The organism is Bacteroidota bacterium, assembly GCA_018692315.1.
Lineage (GTDB): Bacteria > Bacteroidota > Bacteroidia > Bacteroidales > JABHKC01 > JABHKC01.
In genome coordinates this window covers 1-17,654 of sequence record JABHKC010000202.1, presented here as the reverse complement: position 1 = coordinate 17,654, position 17,654 = coordinate 1, and the positions used below count along the sequence as shown (strand labels likewise).

Sequence of the window (17,654 nt, the reverse complement as noted above, 5' to 3'; positions counted from 1 at the left end):
GATGAATTAGAACGCAAAGGAATAGAACATGATGATAAAATAATGTTGATTTTTGAATACATAAAGCAGTTTGAAGAAATAAAACAACAAGAATTAGAACAAAAAAACAGAAAACGAATAGGATTTATAACATCTGATGAAAATTAGATAAAGACCCACAGGGCAAAAAATCCAGCCATCCCGATGAAAAATCGGAATAAAAAGACCCCAAAAAACATCTCAAAAACCTTGACCTGCCTACACTGGCTTCGATTGGTTGCCTAAGAGGTTAAAATGCTCCGGTTTGTTCAAATCTTACAACTTTATTTTTTTTTCCAATTGAAAATCTTCAAATGAAAATAAAAAGTAGTAATTTTACGGATAGTAATGGGAGCATTGAAACTAAGATATCAAAACTTTGAAACACCATTAAAAGTGGTGTATAGAAAGACTATTGTAAATCAAAAAGGTGTACAGAGTTGTTTAAGTGTTGACCCACTACAATTTGAGTATCCACACTATACCCCATACCAATATGCCGGCAACAAACCTATCACTTTTATTGATTTGGATGGGTTGGAGGAGGAAGAACCAGAGCTAAACTCAGGAAATTTATTGTACACTGGTAATGTTATCTTAGTAAACACAGAGGATCAATTTAATGAACTAAATTCTACTAAGAATAAAAATTGGGATATTCTTCTTGTTGACACATTGGAAGATGCTTCTAATCAACTAGAAAATTATTTAAGTTCACCAAAAATTGATGGGAACAAATTGAAAAATCTTGTTTTCAAATCTCATGGGGATGGTGAAGGACAATTGTCAGTTATAACACCAGAAAGTGATACTATTGTTTTTCCTGCAACCTTAGGAGGTGAAGATGAAAATGCTGAACCATTAAACCCTGCTTTTATCAATTATCAAACAACTGGGAAAGATAATTTCAAATTAGCACCTGACGGAATGAGTATTGAAGAGAGATATCCAGATGAAGTTAATACTTCAAAATTGTTAATTAATTTGGGAGATTATGTTGAAAAAGGTGGGAACATATTTTTGACAGCATGTGACGGTGGAGATGATTTCTTTGAGGGACTTAGCATGGGGGTTGAATTAAGTAAATCAAATGAATATAAAGGGAAAAGACTTTTTATGAATCAAGACAACAGTAAATTAATTGTTGGGTTAGATGAGAAATTAACAAGAAAGTTAACCTTTGAAGAAGGCTGGATTATGTTTATAAATGGGGAAAAGAAACCGCAAAAAAGCAAGTACAATATTCGGTTTAATTCAACAGGAGATGAACCTGTTTCTTTCAAATCACAAAAAAAAGTAAAATAGAATAAAATGCGAATCACAAATCTTTTATTAATAATATTTTTTTTATTAATTGTAAACATATCTGCAAATAATGTGTCCTTGTTTGATGTAATTCAAAAAGTGAATGATGTTACAAATAAAGTAAATTTAGATTCTGTTGAATTATATAAGATAGACTCATTATTAAACTTTTCTAGTTTTGAAAAGGTATATGAACTTCTTGAATTAGATTCTTCATTATTTTTATGCGTAAACACATATTTTGCAAAAACAAGGGATAGCGTAGAAGTAGTTTTTTTTCATGAAGACGATTTCATATTTGGATTTATTAAATATAATCAAAATAACACGCCATATTGGGGTAAAGGATTTTATTTATTTGACAAAAAACAAAAGGATATTTCTTTTTTGGGAACTAAATTCCATTATAATCCTTCAAAATCTATTAATCTTAATAGTATTTGTTGCTTTTTTCGATTGGATATTGATATGATCCCTCGAAGTAGAATCATTATAAAAAATGGAAATCTCCGAATCCTTAGTTCGATTAATTATGATGAAGAATTAAATTATATCAATGAAAAGATTTATTATATAGATAAAAGTGAAAAACAAATATATATAAATGAAGCTAAAATTCATAATATTTATAGATTGCTTATATGTGGTGTAGGTTCAATATATCTGGCAAATGTCAAATACGATTTAGGAACTAATATTTACGCATATTACAAAAATCCATGTTATCATTACAAATAAGGTAAGTGTATATATTTCGGATTTGCAATTCAGGTGGCCACTCCCGCTAGCGAGGATTTGCAATCCGGCGGTGAACAAAAGCAACTAAATTAGCCAAAACTGCATGCACCCCATCTAGCGCGGATTTGCAATCCGTGTGTACAACAACATGAATAACTTTTTCACATCGCCGCAATATTTTTAAGTTTCACAGATTTGATGAATCCGTCGAGTACGTGCAGGATATGGCTTTTGTCTTCTTTTTCCATTTTCCCGATTTCGTCTAAGCGTTTAAGCATGGCAGGGTCTTTTAGCAGATCTTTGTCGGCGGTTTCGCTGCTCACACCAATATTATTAGTGCGTTTTGAAAAAGCTCCTTGGACGATTACTCCCCACTACCACATATTGTATAGTGAATTATCCTGGTTTAATACATTGAACATTTTTTGTCTCATTAAATGATATTAGCCAAATATCAAATTCTAATTTTTAATTTTCATTTATATTTACATCATTTTAAACAAATAGAATTTAGAATGAAAAAAAGTATGTTTGTTACGGCTATTTTGCTGATTATTTGTAATTTATCAATATCACAGATTCAAAACCCTGAAAAACCAAGACTCATTGATAAACTGGTTTTTGGAGGAAATTTTGGTTTAAGATTGGGTGCAATTACTCATATTGATATTTCGCCAAGTGTAGGCTACAAAATTAACGAAAGAACTATTTTGGGGATTGGTGCTATTTATCAATACTATAAAGATGATAGGATTTATTATATTTCAGGTCAAACTTATCCAATGGACTACGAAACAAATATTTATGGAGGAAGAATATTTTCGCAATATTTGCTGATAGAAGAAATGGGACAGTTTCTCCCTATTGATTTTGGAAGTATTATTTTACATGCTGAATACGAGTTCATAAACATAGATATTGAAGATTCGAACAGTACTCTAATTGAGTTTGAAAGACGTTGGGTGAGCAGTCTGCTAATAGGAGCTGGCTTGAAACAAAGAATTGGAAAACGAAGTTCTGTTAATCTTCTATTATTGTGGAACCTAAACGAACATGCTTACTCGCCATACTCAAATCCAGTGGTTCGTCTTGGCTTTAGCTTTTAATTATTAGAAAAATGGAAATATTAAATACATACTCAATAATAATATCAGCCTCACTGATAATAATTATTTCATACCTCTTCAATATTATATCTGCCAGAACCAACATTCCAAGCGTAATTCTTTTGATAGTTCTTGGCATTGTTCTGAAAATTTTAATGAATGCTCTCGAATTCGACGAAATTGATTTTTTCCCGGTTCTCAAGATTCTCGGAACTATTGGGTTGATAATGATTGTTTTAGAAGCCTCGCTCGATCTTGAACTAAAAAAAGGAAAAATGGCCAGTAATTTGGCGTTCGTTTAGTATTTCTTTATTGTCGCTTTCGTTTTGCACATACATTATTGCAATGGTTATTCAAGCATTTTTTAACATCGATATATTCATAGCTTTGGTTTACGCAATTCCTCTTTCGATAATGAGCAGTGCAATTGTGATTCCAAGTGTTGGAATTTTGCCCGAGCAGAAAAAAGAATTTATGATTTATAACAGCACATTTTCCGATATTTTAGGAATAATGATGTTTTATTTTCTGCTTGGAAGCCTTGAAGCCGAAAGTGTTAAACAAATAGGAATTTCAATCGGTATCAATATTTTTATTACAATATTTGTATCGGTAATTTTAAGCTATCTATTGATTTTGCTTTTCCAAAAACTACGGTCTGAGGTCAAATTGTTTCTACTGATTTCTGTTTTAATAGTAATATATTCGATTGGGAAACTTCTTCATTTTTCATCATTAATTATGATCTTGATTTTTGGATTGATATTAAACAATCGTCATTTTTTCTTTTCAGGAAAACTTAAAAAATACTTAGACGAAAAAACGGTGAAAGAAATATTTATGAATTTTCGAATTATCACCATAGAATCTTCTTTTGTAGTAAGAACTTTTTTCTTCGTAATTTTCGGGATAACGATTTCAATCGGGACATTGCTGAATTTTAAAGTCCTTTTAATCAGCTTGATAATTTTGGTGGTGCTTTTCGGAATTCGTTTTATATTATTACGCTTATTTGTAGGAAGAGATATTTTTCCGCAAGTTTTCATTTCACCACGCGGATTAATTTCTATTCTATTATTTTTTGCCATTCCCGAAGAAATAAAATTTGAAGAATTCGAATCCGGGGTATTATTATTTGTAATAATTGCCTCAAGTATTATTATGGCTGTTTCACTCATTAAAAATAAAACCGAAATTAATAACAAAACCGAAATTGAAAATAAAAAATAATTTTGATGTAATAGTAATTGGCGGTGGAGCTGCCGGAATGATGGCTGCCGGAGAAGCTGCAAAACTTGGGAGCTCGACTTTGTTAATTGAAAAAACGAAACGCTGCGGCAACAAACTCGCCATAACCGGAAAAGGCAGATGTAATATCACAAACACAGCCAGCCGGGCAGATTTTCTAAAACATGTCAACTATAAAGGAAATTTTTTGAAGCCGGCATTTGCAAATATTTTCTCCGACTATTTGATTGACTTTTTTGAAACGGAAGGCTTAGAAACCATAATAGAACGAGGTGGGAGAGTTTTTCCAAAGAGCGAAAAAGCAATTGATGTTGTCCGGACTTTAGAAAAATACTGTTTGAAAAATGATGTTACTATTAAGAAATCTGATGGTGTGAAAAGCTTAATTGTTGAGAATAATACTATTAAGGGTGTTTTTGCAAAATCGGGTGATACTATCTTAGCAAAAAAGGTGATTCTTGCCACCGGTGGAGCTTCATACCCACTAACGGGTTCCACTGGCGATGGATATAAAATTGCTGCAAAAATCGGACATTCAATTGTTCCAATTCGCCCTATACTTGTACCTCTCGTTACAAAAGAAAACTACAAAAACCTTTCTGGTTTAAATCTTCGTAATGTCAAAATTAGTGTTTGGATAGATGGCAAAAAATTCATGGAAAAGTTTGGAGAAATGGAATTTACTGAATTTGGAATTTCCGGAGCTATTGTTTTAACACTCAGCCGTTATTGTATTGATTTTATCAAAGACAAAAAAAATGTTGTTTTCTCTATTGATTTAAAACCTGCATTAGATGAAAAAAAATTAGACCAAAGATTATTAAGAGATTTTAATGATTTTGGAAACGAAAGATTTGGTGTTTTATTAAGAAAATTAATGCCATCAAAATTGGTTCAGGTTTGCGTTCAGGAAACTGAAATATTTGCCGAAAAACCTGCAAATCAAATATCTGCAAAAGAGCGAAAACAATTGCGATTCTGGTTGAAAAATTTTGAATTGAATATTGAAGGACATCGCAATTTTTCCGAAGCAATTGTTACAGCAGGCGGCATTTCCTTGAAGGAAGTAAATCCCAAAACAATGGAGTCAAAAATAATTAAGAATCTGTTTTTTGCAGGCGAAGTTTTAGATTTAGATGCCGATACTGGAGGATATAATCTTCAAATTGCTTTTTCTACTGCTTGCTTGGCTGCCCGAAATGCTGCTAAAATATAGATTATTTTTCTTTTCATATCTTTTTCACACGAAAATAAAACTTCTGGAGACTTTGAATATAACATTTCAAAACACTGCGGTGAATTATTAATTGCCAAAATAAAAATTAGAACCATAAATTTGCAGATTTAAAATAGAGATATGAAAATTGGAATAAAAATATTTGTTTTCTTATTATTTGTGGGAATGATGTCTTGCTCGTCAACAAAAGAAAATGTCGATTTAATTGTTTATAATGCAAAAGTTTACACCCTCGACACGAACTTTTCGAAAGCACAAAGTTTTGCAATAAAATCGGGAAAAATTGTAGAAACAGGTCTTTCTGAAGAAATTCTGGAAAAATATGAATCTAAGGAAAAAATTGATGCAAAAGGGAAATTCATTTATCCGGGATTTATTGACGGACATTGTCACTTTTTCCATTACGGAATGGGTATTTTGAAAAATGCCAATCTCGTTGGTACAAAATCGTTTAATGAGGTTTTAGAAAAACTTGTAGAACATTCAAAAACTAATAAGCAAGAATGGATAACAGGACGCGGCTGGGACCAGAACGATTGGGAAATTGCAAACTTCCCTGACAAATCTGATCTTGACAGTTTGTTTCCGAACAATCCGGTAGCATTGTTTAGAATTGACGGACATGCTCTTTTGGCAAATTCAATTGCCTTAAAACGTGCAGGAATAACAAAAGATAGCAAAATTGATGGTGGCGAAATTCTTAAAGTAAATGGCGAAATGACCGGCATTTTGATTGACAATGCTGCCGATTCTCTTAGAGAAATTATTCCTCCACTTTCCAGGAAATTACAAATTGAAGCTTTAAAAACTGCACAAAACAATTGTTTTGCTGTTGGCTTAAGTTCTGTTGTAGATGCCGGACTCGACAAAGAATATATTCTATTGATAGATTCTTTGCAAAAAGAAAAAATGCTGAAAATGCGAGTGAATGCTATGCTTTCGCCGAACATAGAGAATTTCGAATCTTTCATGCACTACGGAATTTATCAAACGGATTTTTTATCCGTAAGCTCAGTGAAAATGTATGCCGATGGTGCTCTTGGTTCGCGAGGAGCAAAATTGATAGAACCTTATTGCGACGATATTCATAACAATGGACTGCTTGTAAGTTCAGAAGAGGAATTTCGTGCAGTTTGCCAAGATGCAAAAAAACATGGCTATCAGGTAAATACTCATGCAATTGGAGATTCGGCAATTAGAATGATTCTAAATATTTATGCTGAATTTCTTGAAGGGAAAAACGATCTGCGATGGAGGATAGAACATGCACAAGTTGTAAACGAAAACGATTTTTCTTCCTTTGGAAAATACTCGATAATTCCTTCAGTTCAGGCTACACACGCCACATCGGACATGTACTGGGCTGAAGAACGACTTTGCAAAGATAGACTAGAAAATGCCTACGCTTACAAAAAATTGCTCGAACAAAACAACTGGCTTGTGAACGGAACTGATTTTCCTATAGAAAAAATAAATCCTTTATACACATTTTATGCAGCGGTTGCCCGAAAAGATTTTGATAATTATCCTGAAAATGGTTTTCAAAGCGAAAATGGTCTATCACGAAAAGAAGCTCTAAAATCGATGACAATTTGGGCAGCAAAAGGCAGTTTTGAAGAAAACGAAAAAGGAAGCCTTGAAGCCGGAAAATATGCTGATTTTGTTATTCTCGATAAAGACATAATGGAAATTTATGAATTGGAAATCCCAAAAGTAAAAGTCCTGAGAACTTTTGTTGGTGGGGAAATGGTTTTTGAAAACTAAGGGATTTTTAATAAAAAGGATTGTAAATAGAGAAAAAATAATTAAACATTTGGTTATATTTATTTTGTTTAATTTGTCCAAAAATTAGAAATATGAATTTATGAGCTTAAAAATGAAAATGCTAAAAACTAAAGCCTTCTTAACATTATGTGTGTTGTGCTTGGGCACAAGCCTATTGGCTCAAGATCCCCAGTTTGAATGGGCCGTAGCAATGAGCGGTGCTGATAATGTTTATAGCGAATCAGTTGCTGTAAACTCTGATGGATTTGTATATATTACCGGATATTTTCAAGGAACTGTAGATTTCGATCCAGGGTCTGGCAGCCAATTGTTGACCTCAAATGGAAGCTATGATATCTACCTTGTAAAACTTGATTCTTTGGGTAATTTTGTCTATGTAAATCAAATTGGAGGAATTAGTTCAGATCATGCACGGGAAGTAAAAATTGGCTCAAATGGAGAAGTGCTCATCACAGGCTATTATTATGGAACAGTTGATTTTGATCCTGGTTCAGGTATTTATAATCTATACCTTGGAGGAGGATTTGTTGCTAAATATGATTCTTTGGGAAACATCATTTGGGCTAAAAGTATAGGAGGACAAGGAATTTCTCTTACTTCCGACAATTCGGGCAATATATATATAATTGGTTCTTTTTATCAACTTGCAGATTTCAATCCAGATTCCTTGATAAGTTATTATCTGTTTTCAAACGGTTATTCTGACATATTTATTTTAAAACTCAACTCTGTAGGAGATTTTGTTTGGGCAATAAGCCAGGGCGGCTATGCTGATGATCAAGGCTCGTCTATTGCTCTTGATAAAGCAGGAAACGTTTTATCTACGGGGAACTTTTACGGGTCAGGAGATTTTGATCCCGGACCTAATACACATACACTTGTTTCAAATGGCGATTTTGATATTTTTATTTCTAAATTAGATTCTTTAGGCAATTTTGTTTGGGCAAAAAACGTAGGAAGTGGTTCGTATTACGAGTGGGGTAACTCAATTGCACTAGATGATATGGGAAATCCTCATGTTTTAGGTCAGTACTATGGTTTGGCAGATTTCGATCCTGATTCAATCGGGGTTCTCAATATTTATTCTGCTGGAGAAGACGACATATTTCTGCTAAAGTTAGATTACAATGGGAATTTGGTTTGGACGAAAAGTTTTGGTGGGACTTCTGTTGATGGAGGTGAATCTATTGCTATTGATGAGCAAGGAAATATGTATATTAGTGGATATTTCAATGGAATTGCGGATTTTGATCCAGGCCCGGGAGTTTATAATCTCACATCAGCAGGACATTCTGAAGTTTTTATGTGTAAACTTGACTTTATGGGAAATTTAATTTGGGCAAAAAGCATAGAAGGTAATTCAACAGACAAAAATATGTGCCTGGCTATAGATATGTCAGAAAATATTTTTATAACCGGACATTATAAGTCCACTGCGGATTTTAATCCGGGAGTTGGGATATTTAATCAAAGCTCAGCTGGAGATTATGATGCTTATATATTAAAACTATCGCAATGTAACCAAACTACAAGTACAATATCCGAAACAAGTTGTGGCTACTACATTTCCCCTAGCGGGAATTTTATTTGGAATACTTCAGGGATATATAATGATGCAATTTTCAATGCTGCAGGTTGCGACTCAGTTATCACCATCGACCTTACAATTATTGAATTAGATACTTCTGTTACTCAAAACTTAAATACATTAACTGCCAATGCTATTGGTGCTACTTACCAATGGATTGAATGCTCAAATGGATACACCCAAATCTCCGGTGCAACAAATCAAAGCTTTACTCCAACCATCAATGGTAGTTATGCAGTTGTCGTTACCGAAAATGGCTGCACAGATACCAGTGAATGCTATACAATAAGTCTTATTGTGATGAAGGAAAATAATTACTCCTCAAGAATAAAAATCTATCCTTTACCTGCCAAGGACAAACTCTACATCGATTTTGGAAAAACCACTGTTGATGGTGAATTAGAGATTATCAATTCAATTGGGCAAATACTTCTTATAGAAAAATTTATACAACAAAAAGAAATAGAATTAGATATTCGACATTTTCCGGTTGGAGAATATGTAACCAAAATTTCCTTTGCTGATAAAACGGTTGTGGCAAAACAGTTTATCAAACAATAAAACATAGTATTGAATTTCAAATTGAGCTATGAAATAGTAATTTAAATCTATGAAAACAAGTTTCAAGTGCAGTTTTATTTGTACTATGCTTTAATATTTTGAATACGTTTTACTGATAAAATTTAATAATTTGTTAAGTTTAATTATTAATTACTATCTTAGCTAAAATTATAAGATTGTCATTTTTGATACAAAACAACGAATATATGAAAACAGCAATTCTATCATTATTGAGTATTTTATTTATAAGTTCAAACATTTTTGCACAGAAAGTCCAATTTGAATGGGCTACAAGTTTTGGAGGTAAGTATGAAGATCAGGGAAAATCTATAGTTGTTGATGATCTCGGAAACATATATACTACGGGCTATATTCAAGATACTGTTGATTTAAACCCAGATGCTCAAATATTCGATTTTCATTACCCATATGGCTACAGAGATGTGTATATCTCTAAATTCGATTCAAGCGGCAAATTAATTTCAGCGATTAGTATGGGTGCATGCGACTGGGATCAAGGAAATTCTCTAACTATTGATGATTTTGGAAATATTTATTCTATTGGAAATTTTAATGATACTATTGATTTTGATCCTGGTCCTGGTGTTTACGATCTTAGTTCAAATGGCTCTTCAGATTTTTTTATAACCAAATATGATTCTTCATTGAATTTTGTTTGGGCAAAAAGCATAGGAGGCAATTATATATTTGGCGATGCAGGCTATTCAATAGCTATTGATACTTTTGGCAATGTTTATACTACAGGCTGCTTCAACGGAACAGTCGATTTTGATCCTGGAGCAGGAATTTATGAATTAACGGCAAGAGGATTAACAGATATTTTTATAAGCAAATTAGACAATTTTGGCAATTTTGTTTGGGCAAGAAATATTGGTTATAATGAGTGGAATCAAGGCAATTCACTGGTATGCGATTATGCTGGAAATGTTTATGTAACCGGATTTTTTAGTGGTACAATTGATTTTAATACAGACACCGTAGAAACTTTTTATCTAAGCTCAAATGGAGGTTATGATATATTTGTTTTAAAATTGGATAAAGCTGGAAAATTCAAATGGGCACATAGTATGGGAGGTGTCCTATGGGACGAAAGCCATTCAGTAGATATAGATGCAAGGGGGAATATTTATCTAACAGGAAGGTTTTCAAGCATAGTTGATTTTGATCCGGATTCAACGGAAGTATATACCCTAAGTTCTTCAGGCTCTTTTGATATTTTCATATTAAAATTAGATTCTTTGGGCAATTTTGTTTGGGCAAAAAATATTGGTGGAAATAGCGAAGATACGGGTTATTCCCTGAAACTTGATACTTTAGGAAATATTTATTCTACAGGATTTTATTCCGGTGCAGTCGATTTCGATCCGGGATTTCAGGAATTTGAACTAAGCATAGGTGGTTGTTATTTTCTCAAATTAGATTCAAACGGTACTTTTATTTGGGCAGCTGGTATTGGAGGAAATGCCGACGATCATGGCAATTCAATAAATATTGATTCTGATGGAAATGTTTACTCCACAGGATTTGTTTGGGGCGGGGTAGATTTAGATCCTACTGCCGGAGAATTTTATACTTCAACAGTAAATGGAAGCAAAGATGTTTTTATTTTGAAATTGAGCCAAAGATTCCCAGATATAAATGAAATATCGGAAACCAATTTTTTACCAGAAATTTCAATTTATCCAAATCCGGCTAAAGATTTTACTCAAATAGATTTTGGCAATAACTATTTTTCAGGCTCGGTCGAAATACTCGGAATTTCCGGTCAGGTTTTTATAAATAGGAATTTTACAAATAGCCAAAAAATTGATATAAATATTCAAAATCTTGCATATGGAATTTATTTTGCAAGAATAGTAACAACTGACAATCAAATGTTTGTACAGAAGTTTGTGAAGATTTAAACTAATTGCTAAATAGTTGGATTTCAAAACTTATTTATTTTGCTTTAGTTTAGCATGTTGTAATTTATTTCTTAGCAATGCTTTAGGAACTGTCTGAGTGAATTATGAATTAAACCTTCAGTATTTCGAATTAGTGATTTTTCGATAAATAAATACGAAAAACTAATATTATCAAATTTATTTTAAAATAAACTCATAATATTGCATGCTTTAAATGAAATTAAATATTGCATAAATTTATGCTTGAATATGATATTATAGAAATTGCCGAAATCATAAATGGTAAATTAGAAGGAGATGGGGAATCTACAATATCTTCCTTGCTGATTGATAGTAGAACAATTGTTTCAGCAGAATCGTCGCTGTTTTTTGCCGTTGTTGGCCTGTATCACAATGGACATCAATTCATTGGCGATTTGTATGAAAAAGGTGTCAGGAATTTTGTAGTTAGTTCCTTGCCAAAACGCAAAGATGAGTTTGAGAACTCAAATTTTATTGTCGTGCAAAATACCAGAATTGCTCTACAAACTCTAACAAGTTTTCACCGAAAAAGATTTGATATTCCGGTAGTTGGAATTACTGGCAGCAACGGAAAAACTATCATTAAAGAGTGGCTGTATCAGCTTTTGCACGACGATAAAAATATTATAAGAAATCCTAAAAGTTACAATTCTCAGATTGGAGTACCACTCTCGGTTTGGCAACTAAATTCTGATTATAATTTTGCAATTTTCGAAGCCGGAATTTCTCAAATAGATGAAATGGGAAAGCTGCAAAAAATAATTGATCCAACTTTGGGGATTTTTACAAACATTGGCGATGCTCACCAACAAAATTTTCTTGACTATAAACATAAAATCAACGAAAAGTTAAAGCTATTTCATAATGTAGAAAAATTGATTTATTGCAAAGATTATCCTTTGCTCGAAATGCAAATCCAATCGAACTATACTATTGATGAAACAAAACTACTTTGTTGGTCTTCTCACTATCCGGCAGATTTGTTTATTTCGAGTATCAGAAAGAATTTATCTGAAACTTTAATTACAGGGCAATTTAAAGGCGAACAAATAAAAATTACAATTCCGTTTATCGATCAGGCATCTATTGAAAATGCTATCCATTGTTGGCTTTTGATGCTACATCTTGGATATAAGAATGATTTGATAAAGGAGAGGATGATGGGGCTTTCCTCAGTAGCAATGCGTCTTGAGCTGAAACAAGGAATCAACAATTGCACAATAATAAATGATAGTTATAATTCAGATATTGGTTCTTTGAAAATAGCTCTCGATTTTCTAAATCAGCAACAGCAGCACGAAAAAAAGACACTGATAATTTCAGATATTCTTCAAAGCGGAAGAAACGAAATTTCCTTGTATAAAGATGTATCCGAACTTGTTAGAAAAAAGCAAATTAATCAACTTATTGGAATAGGAGAGGCTATTTCCGGCTATGCTTCATTATTTCTTATTAAAAGTCATTTTTATAAATCAACATCCGATTTCCTTGACAATATTTCAATTGAGAATTTTCAGAACGAGGCAATTCTATTAAAAGGTTCGCGTGTGTTCGAGTTTGAACGAATTTCGAATGCTTTGCAGCAAAAACTTCATCGCACAGTTCTTGAAATAAACCTTAGTTCGATAGTTCATAATCTGAATTTATTTAGGTCGAAAATAAAAAAAGATACTAAAATAATGGTAATGGTAAAGGCTTTCTCTTACGGAAGTGGAACCATAGAGATTGCAAATTTATTGCAATTTCACCGAGCAGATTATCTTGCAGTTACTTTTGCCGACGAAGGTTTAGTTTTGCGAAAAGCCGGAATTTCTTTACCAATTCTCGTTTTGAATCCCGAGCCCGAAAGTTTCGAAGCAATGATTGAACACAATCTTGAACCGGAAATTTATAGTTTCGATATTTTAAAACGATTTTCTGAAGCTGCTAAAAACTTTAGTGTGAAATCTTTCCCGATTCATATTAAAATTGATACCGGAATGAAACGCCTTGGTTTTGATATTTTGGAAATCGATTTACTTATCGAAACCTTAAAACAATCTAAACATCTGACAATTAAATCAGTATTTTCACATCTTGCGGCTGCCGATGAAAAAACCTACGATGATTTCACCCTTTCGCAGATAAGTTCTTTCGCAAAGTCAAGTAGTAAAATTGTTGAAACATTCGATTATAAAATTTTGCGACACATTCTTAACACAGCCGGTATTGTGAGATTTCCGGAAGCAAATTTCGATATGATTAGATTAGGAATTGGGTTGTACGGAATAAGCAATATTTATCAGGACAAGCTCGAAAATGTGAGTACTTTAAAAAGTCATATCTCTCAAATAAAAGAAGTAAATGCCGGCGAATCTGTGGGTTATGGCAGGCAAGGAAAAGCCAACAAAAAACTTCGTATAGCGATCGTGCCAATTGGCTATGCCGATGGTTTGAGCCGAGCTTTAAGCAAAGGCGTTGGTAAAGTTTTAATAAACAATGAGTTTGCTAAAATTGTTGGAAACATTTGTATGGATATGTGTATGGTCGATATTTCTGATATTGAAACTCAGGAAGGCGATGAAGTAATAATTTTTGGTGAAAAATTTCCAATTGTCGAGTATGCAAAAGCACTAAATACAATTCCATACGAAATCCTCACAAATGTCTCTGAACGAGTGAAAAGAGTCTATTATCATGAATAATTGTCTGATTTGAGGATGTTGAGTTTTGAGCTTATTCATGAGTTGTTAATTCATAATTTATAAATCATTAGCTTTGCAATTTGAATAAAATTGAATTTTAGTTGTGATAAAATTATCAGTTGTAATATTGACTTTCAATGAAGAAAAAAACATTGAAAGATGTTTAAGTTCTATAGCTGAACTTGCTGACGAAATAGTTGTAATAGATTCATATTCAACTGATAAAACTGAAACTATTTGCAAGAAATTTAATGTTCGTTTTGTAACTCATAATTTTGAAGGCTATATAGAACAAAAAAACTGGGCAATAACACAAGCACACTATCAACATATTTTATCGCTCGATGCAGACGAGGCACTTTCCGAAGATTTAAAAAAATCTATTTTGAAAGTGAAAAGCGATTGGAAATTCGATGGATATTATTTCAACAGATTGAACAATTACTGCGGAAAATGGATTAAACACGGAGCATGGTATCCCGACAGAAAATTGCGATTATGGGACAGCCGCAAAGGATTTTGGACAGGAACAAATCCGCATGATAAATTTGAGTTACAGCCAAATACAAGCCAGGCATTTTTAAAAGGCAATTTGCTTCACTATTCAATTTCTACTATTGAAGAGCATATTACTCAAATAAATAAGTTTTCTACAATAAAAGCAAAAGCAGCATTTCAAAAGGGTGAAAAGTCTAATATTTGCAAAATATTTTGTAAACCGATAATTAAATTCTGCACCGATTATTTTATTAAACTTGGAATTTTGGACGGATATTACGGTTTTTTAATTAGCGTTCTGTCCGCAACTTCTATATTCCTAAAATATACTAAACTTAAAGGACTTAAATAATTTCCAATTTCCAATTTCTAATATCTAATTTCCAATTTCTAATGAACATCTGTTTTTTCAATTCAACAAAATCATGGGGAGGAGGCGAAAAGTGGCATTTCGATATGTCGAACAGGATTTTGAAATCAGAGTTCAAACCCTTGATCATAACGAATAAACAGAGCGAACTTTTTAAGCGTGCTAAACTTTCCGGCATAAAAAGTATAGAAATTAAGATAACAAATCTAAGTTTTTTGAATATTTTCAAACTAATAAAAGTTATAAATATTTTCAAGAAAAATGAATTACTCTATATAATTATTAACCATCCGGCAGATTTGAAAATTGCCGGTCTTGCTGCAAAAATTGCCGGGATAAAAAACATTATCTACCGTAGAGGTAGTGCAATCCCAATCAAAAACTCTTTTCTGAACAGGTTTTATTTTAGAAAAATTGTTACTCACATAATTGCAAATTCTGAGGAGACAAAACGAACTATAAACGCAAATAATACAAATCTTTTTCCTCAGAAAAAAATTGAAATTATATATAATGGTTTAGACCTACAGAAGTTTGATAATCTGGAAAGTACGCCAATTTATCGAAAAAATGGAAATGAAATTGTTCTTGGGAATTCCGGAAGAATGGTTCCGCAAAAATCGCAAAAAGACCTTATTGAGCTTGCTAAAAAGCTGAAAGAAAAGAATATAAAATTCAAATTGTTGATTGTAGGTAAAGGAAAATTGCTTGAAGAATTAATGGCTTTTGCTAAAAAATTGGATGTTGAAAACGAAGTAATTTTCCTTGGTTTCATTGAAAATATAAAGTCTTTTTACGAATCGATTGACATTTTTCTGCTAAGCTCTATTTGGGAGGGTTTTGGTTACGTTATTGCAGAAGCTATGGCTGCAAAAAAAGCTGTTGTAGCTTATGATATCAGCAGTAATCCAGAGCTAATTATTAATAATAAAACCGGATTTTTAGTAGAAAAAAATAAGATTGAAACTTTTGTTGAAAAAATTGAATGGTTTATATCAAATCCTGCTCAAATAAAATTATTCGGTGAGCGGGGCAGAAATCGTGTGGAGGATTTGTTTACAATAGAAAAAGCGTATAATAATTTGTTGACATTTTTAAGAAATTGTTGAAATATTTGACATTAAAACTATGTAAATTGGAAGTGGCATTTCCAATTTGCATGGATAATATTATTATCTTTGTCAAATGAAAAAATATTTAAATAGATTTTTATCTGCAAAAGTTGAAAATTTGCTTTCTGAGTTTCCTGTGGTAGCAATACTTGGACCGAGACAATGCGGAAAAACTACTCTTGTGAAACATTTACTTTCAAATACATCAAAATATTTATGTCTTGATTTAGAAAAACCTTCAGATTTGAAAAAGCTGACAGACCCTGAACTTTTTTTTGAAACAAATAGCGACAAATTATTTTGTCTTGATGAAATTCAACGTTTGCCTGATATTTTCCCAATTATTAGAAGTTTTTGCGATGAACAAGATAGAAACGAATTGTTTTTGATTCTTGGTTCGGCATCGCCCGAATTGCTGAGACAAAGCTCTGAGTCTTTGGCCGGTAGAATTATTTATACCGAACTCAGTCCGTTTTTATTTAGTGAAGTGGTCGAAAAATATTGCTACAACGATTTAGTAAAATTCTGGAACAGAGGCGGTTTTCCAAGAAGTTTCCTTGCCAAAAATGATGCAACAAGTTACATATGGCGACAAAATTTTATAAAGACTTTTTTAGAGCGAGATATTCCAGCTCTCAATTTTAATATCACAAGCCAAACAATGCAACGCCTGCTGACAATGTTGGCACATTCGCACGGTCAAATTGCCAATTATTCAAAGTTGGGTGCCTCTCTCGGAGTCAGCAATCATACTGTAAAAAGTTATATCGATTTGCTGTCGCAAACTTTCATTGTGAGAGTTTTACAAGCATATGAGAGCAATACAAAAAAACGACTTATAAAATCGCCAAAAGTATATATTCGCGACAGTGGAATTTTACATGCACTTCTTGATTTACAAGAATTTGCCGAACTGTTTTCGCATCCTATTTTTGGTGCTTCATGGGAAGGAATGGCGATTGAAAGTATTATTATTCGGTATCCACAGTGGAAACCAAGTTTTTATCGTTCATCGAATGGTGCTGAACTTGACCTTATTTTGCAAAAAGGAATAAGAAAAATTGCCTTTGAATTTAAAGCCTCGAAATCGCCAACGCTTACAAAAGGTTTTTGGAATTCTTTTGAAGAAATAAAACCCGACAAAACATATATTGTTGCACCTATTGAAGATACATACCCTATAAAAGAAAATATTTTTGTTTGCGGATTAAATCATATAGAGTGTTTGGAGAAGGAAATGGAAAGTTGAAAGTGGAAAGTTGTTGGATTATTTGATTTTTCAACTATGTAAATTGGAAGTAGAATTTCCAATATACATAGTAATTGTAAATATATTATTGCTACAACTACTTATAATGGTTTGATAGTATAATTCCAATCTTCTCCATGAAATTCATGTTTATATATGTTAATTTTTTTGAAATCTGATTTAGATATTTTAATCCCTGTTTCATAGAT

The 17,654-nt window shown here is 32.5% G+C and carries 14 protein-coding genes and 1 pseudogene; 14 read left to right on the top strand and 1 reads right to left on the bottom strand.

Features of this window, described 5'->3' with window-relative positions; genetic code table 11:
* From HN894_15105 to HN894_15040, 14 genes and pseudogenes are all read left to right on the top strand, one after another.
* A partial coding sequence (locus HN894_15105; protein MBT7144651.1) for a hypothetical protein occupies positions 1-147 on the top strand: 147 nt, incomplete at its 5' end.
* 219 nt (positions 148-366) lie between these two features.
* A complete protein-coding gene (locus HN894_15100) occupies positions 367-1,323 on the top strand; it encodes a hypothetical protein (protein ID MBT7144650.1) in 957 nt (318 codons plus the stop codon).
* A gap of 6 nt (positions 1,324-1,329) precedes the next feature.
* On the top strand, positions 1,330-2,061 hold the full coding sequence (locus HN894_15095) for a hypothetical protein (GenBank protein ID MBT7144649.1): 732 nt from the start codon (positions 1,330-1,332) through the stop codon (positions 2,059-2,061).
* Between the two features lie 515 nt (positions 2,062-2,576).
* The gene (locus tag HN894_15090; protein ID MBT7144648.1) at positions 2,577-3,167 is read left to right on the top strand and encodes a hypothetical protein; all 591 of its coding nucleotides are present in this window, start codon (positions 2,577-2,579) and stop codon (positions 3,165-3,167) included.
* An 11-nt stretch (positions 3,168-3,178) separates the two neighbouring features.
* Positions 3,179-3,469, top strand: a complete 291-nt coding sequence (locus tag HN894_15085; protein ID MBT7144647.1) for a hypothetical protein — start codon at positions 3,179-3,181, stop codon at positions 3,467-3,469.
* A pseudogene (locus HN894_15080) lies at positions 3,450-4,397 on the top strand (sodium:proton exchanger). Before HN894_15085 ends, HN894_15080 begins: the two are co-directional and overlap by 20 nt.
* On the top strand, positions 4,387-5,631 hold the full coding sequence (locus HN894_15075) for an NAD(P)/FAD-dependent oxidoreductase (protein MBT7144646.1): 1,245 nt from the start codon (positions 4,387-4,389) through the stop codon (positions 5,629-5,631). The pseudogene HN894_15080 and the gene HN894_15075 overlap by 11 nt, the downstream one beginning before the upstream one ends.
* A gap of 141 nt (positions 5,632-5,772) precedes the next feature.
* On the top strand, positions 5,773-7,416 hold the full coding sequence (locus tag HN894_15070) for an amidohydrolase (protein ID MBT7144645.1): 1,644 nt from the start codon (positions 5,773-5,775) through the stop codon (positions 7,414-7,416).
* A gap of 100 nt (positions 7,417-7,516) precedes the next feature.
* Complete coding sequence (locus HN894_15065; GenBank protein MBT7144644.1) at positions 7,517-9,586, top strand: T9SS type A sorting domain-containing protein; 2,070 nt, start codon at positions 7,517-7,519, stop codon at positions 9,584-9,586.
* A 206-nt stretch (positions 9,587-9,792) separates the two neighbouring features.
* A complete protein-coding gene (locus HN894_15060; GenBank protein MBT7144643.1) occupies positions 9,793-11,511 on the top strand; it encodes a T9SS type A sorting domain-containing protein in 1,719 nt (572 codons plus the stop codon).
* Positions 11,512-11,750: 239 nt separating this feature from the next.
* The gene (locus HN894_15055; protein MBT7144642.1) at positions 11,751-14,216 is read left to right on the top strand and encodes a bifunctional UDP-N-acetylmuramoyl-tripeptide:D-alanyl-D-alanine ligase/alanine racemase; all 2,466 of its coding nucleotides are present in this window, start codon (positions 11,751-11,753) and stop codon (positions 14,214-14,216) included.
* A gap of 103 nt (positions 14,217-14,319) precedes the next feature.
* A complete protein-coding gene (locus HN894_15050) occupies positions 14,320-15,066 on the top strand; it encodes a glycosyltransferase family 2 protein (GenBank protein MBT7144641.1) in 747 nt (248 codons plus the stop codon).
* A 41-nt stretch (positions 15,067-15,107) separates the two neighbouring features.
* Positions 15,108-16,193 (top strand): glycosyltransferase, encoded by a 1,086-nt coding sequence (locus HN894_15045; GenBank protein ID MBT7144640.1) that lies wholly within the window; start codon positions 15,108-15,110, stop codon positions 16,191-16,193.
* Between the two features lie 76 nt (positions 16,194-16,269).
* On the top strand, positions 16,270-17,445 hold the full coding sequence (locus tag HN894_15040) for an ATP-binding protein (protein MBT7144639.1): 1,176 nt from the start codon (positions 16,270-16,272) through the stop codon (positions 17,443-17,445).
* 101 nt (positions 17,446-17,546) lie between these two features.
* On the opposite strand, the gene HN894_15035 is transcribed toward HN894_15040, so the two are convergent.
* Positions 17,547-17,654 (bottom strand): hypothetical protein (locus HN894_15035; GenBank protein MBT7144638.1); only part of this gene is annotated, 108 nt, incomplete at its 5' end.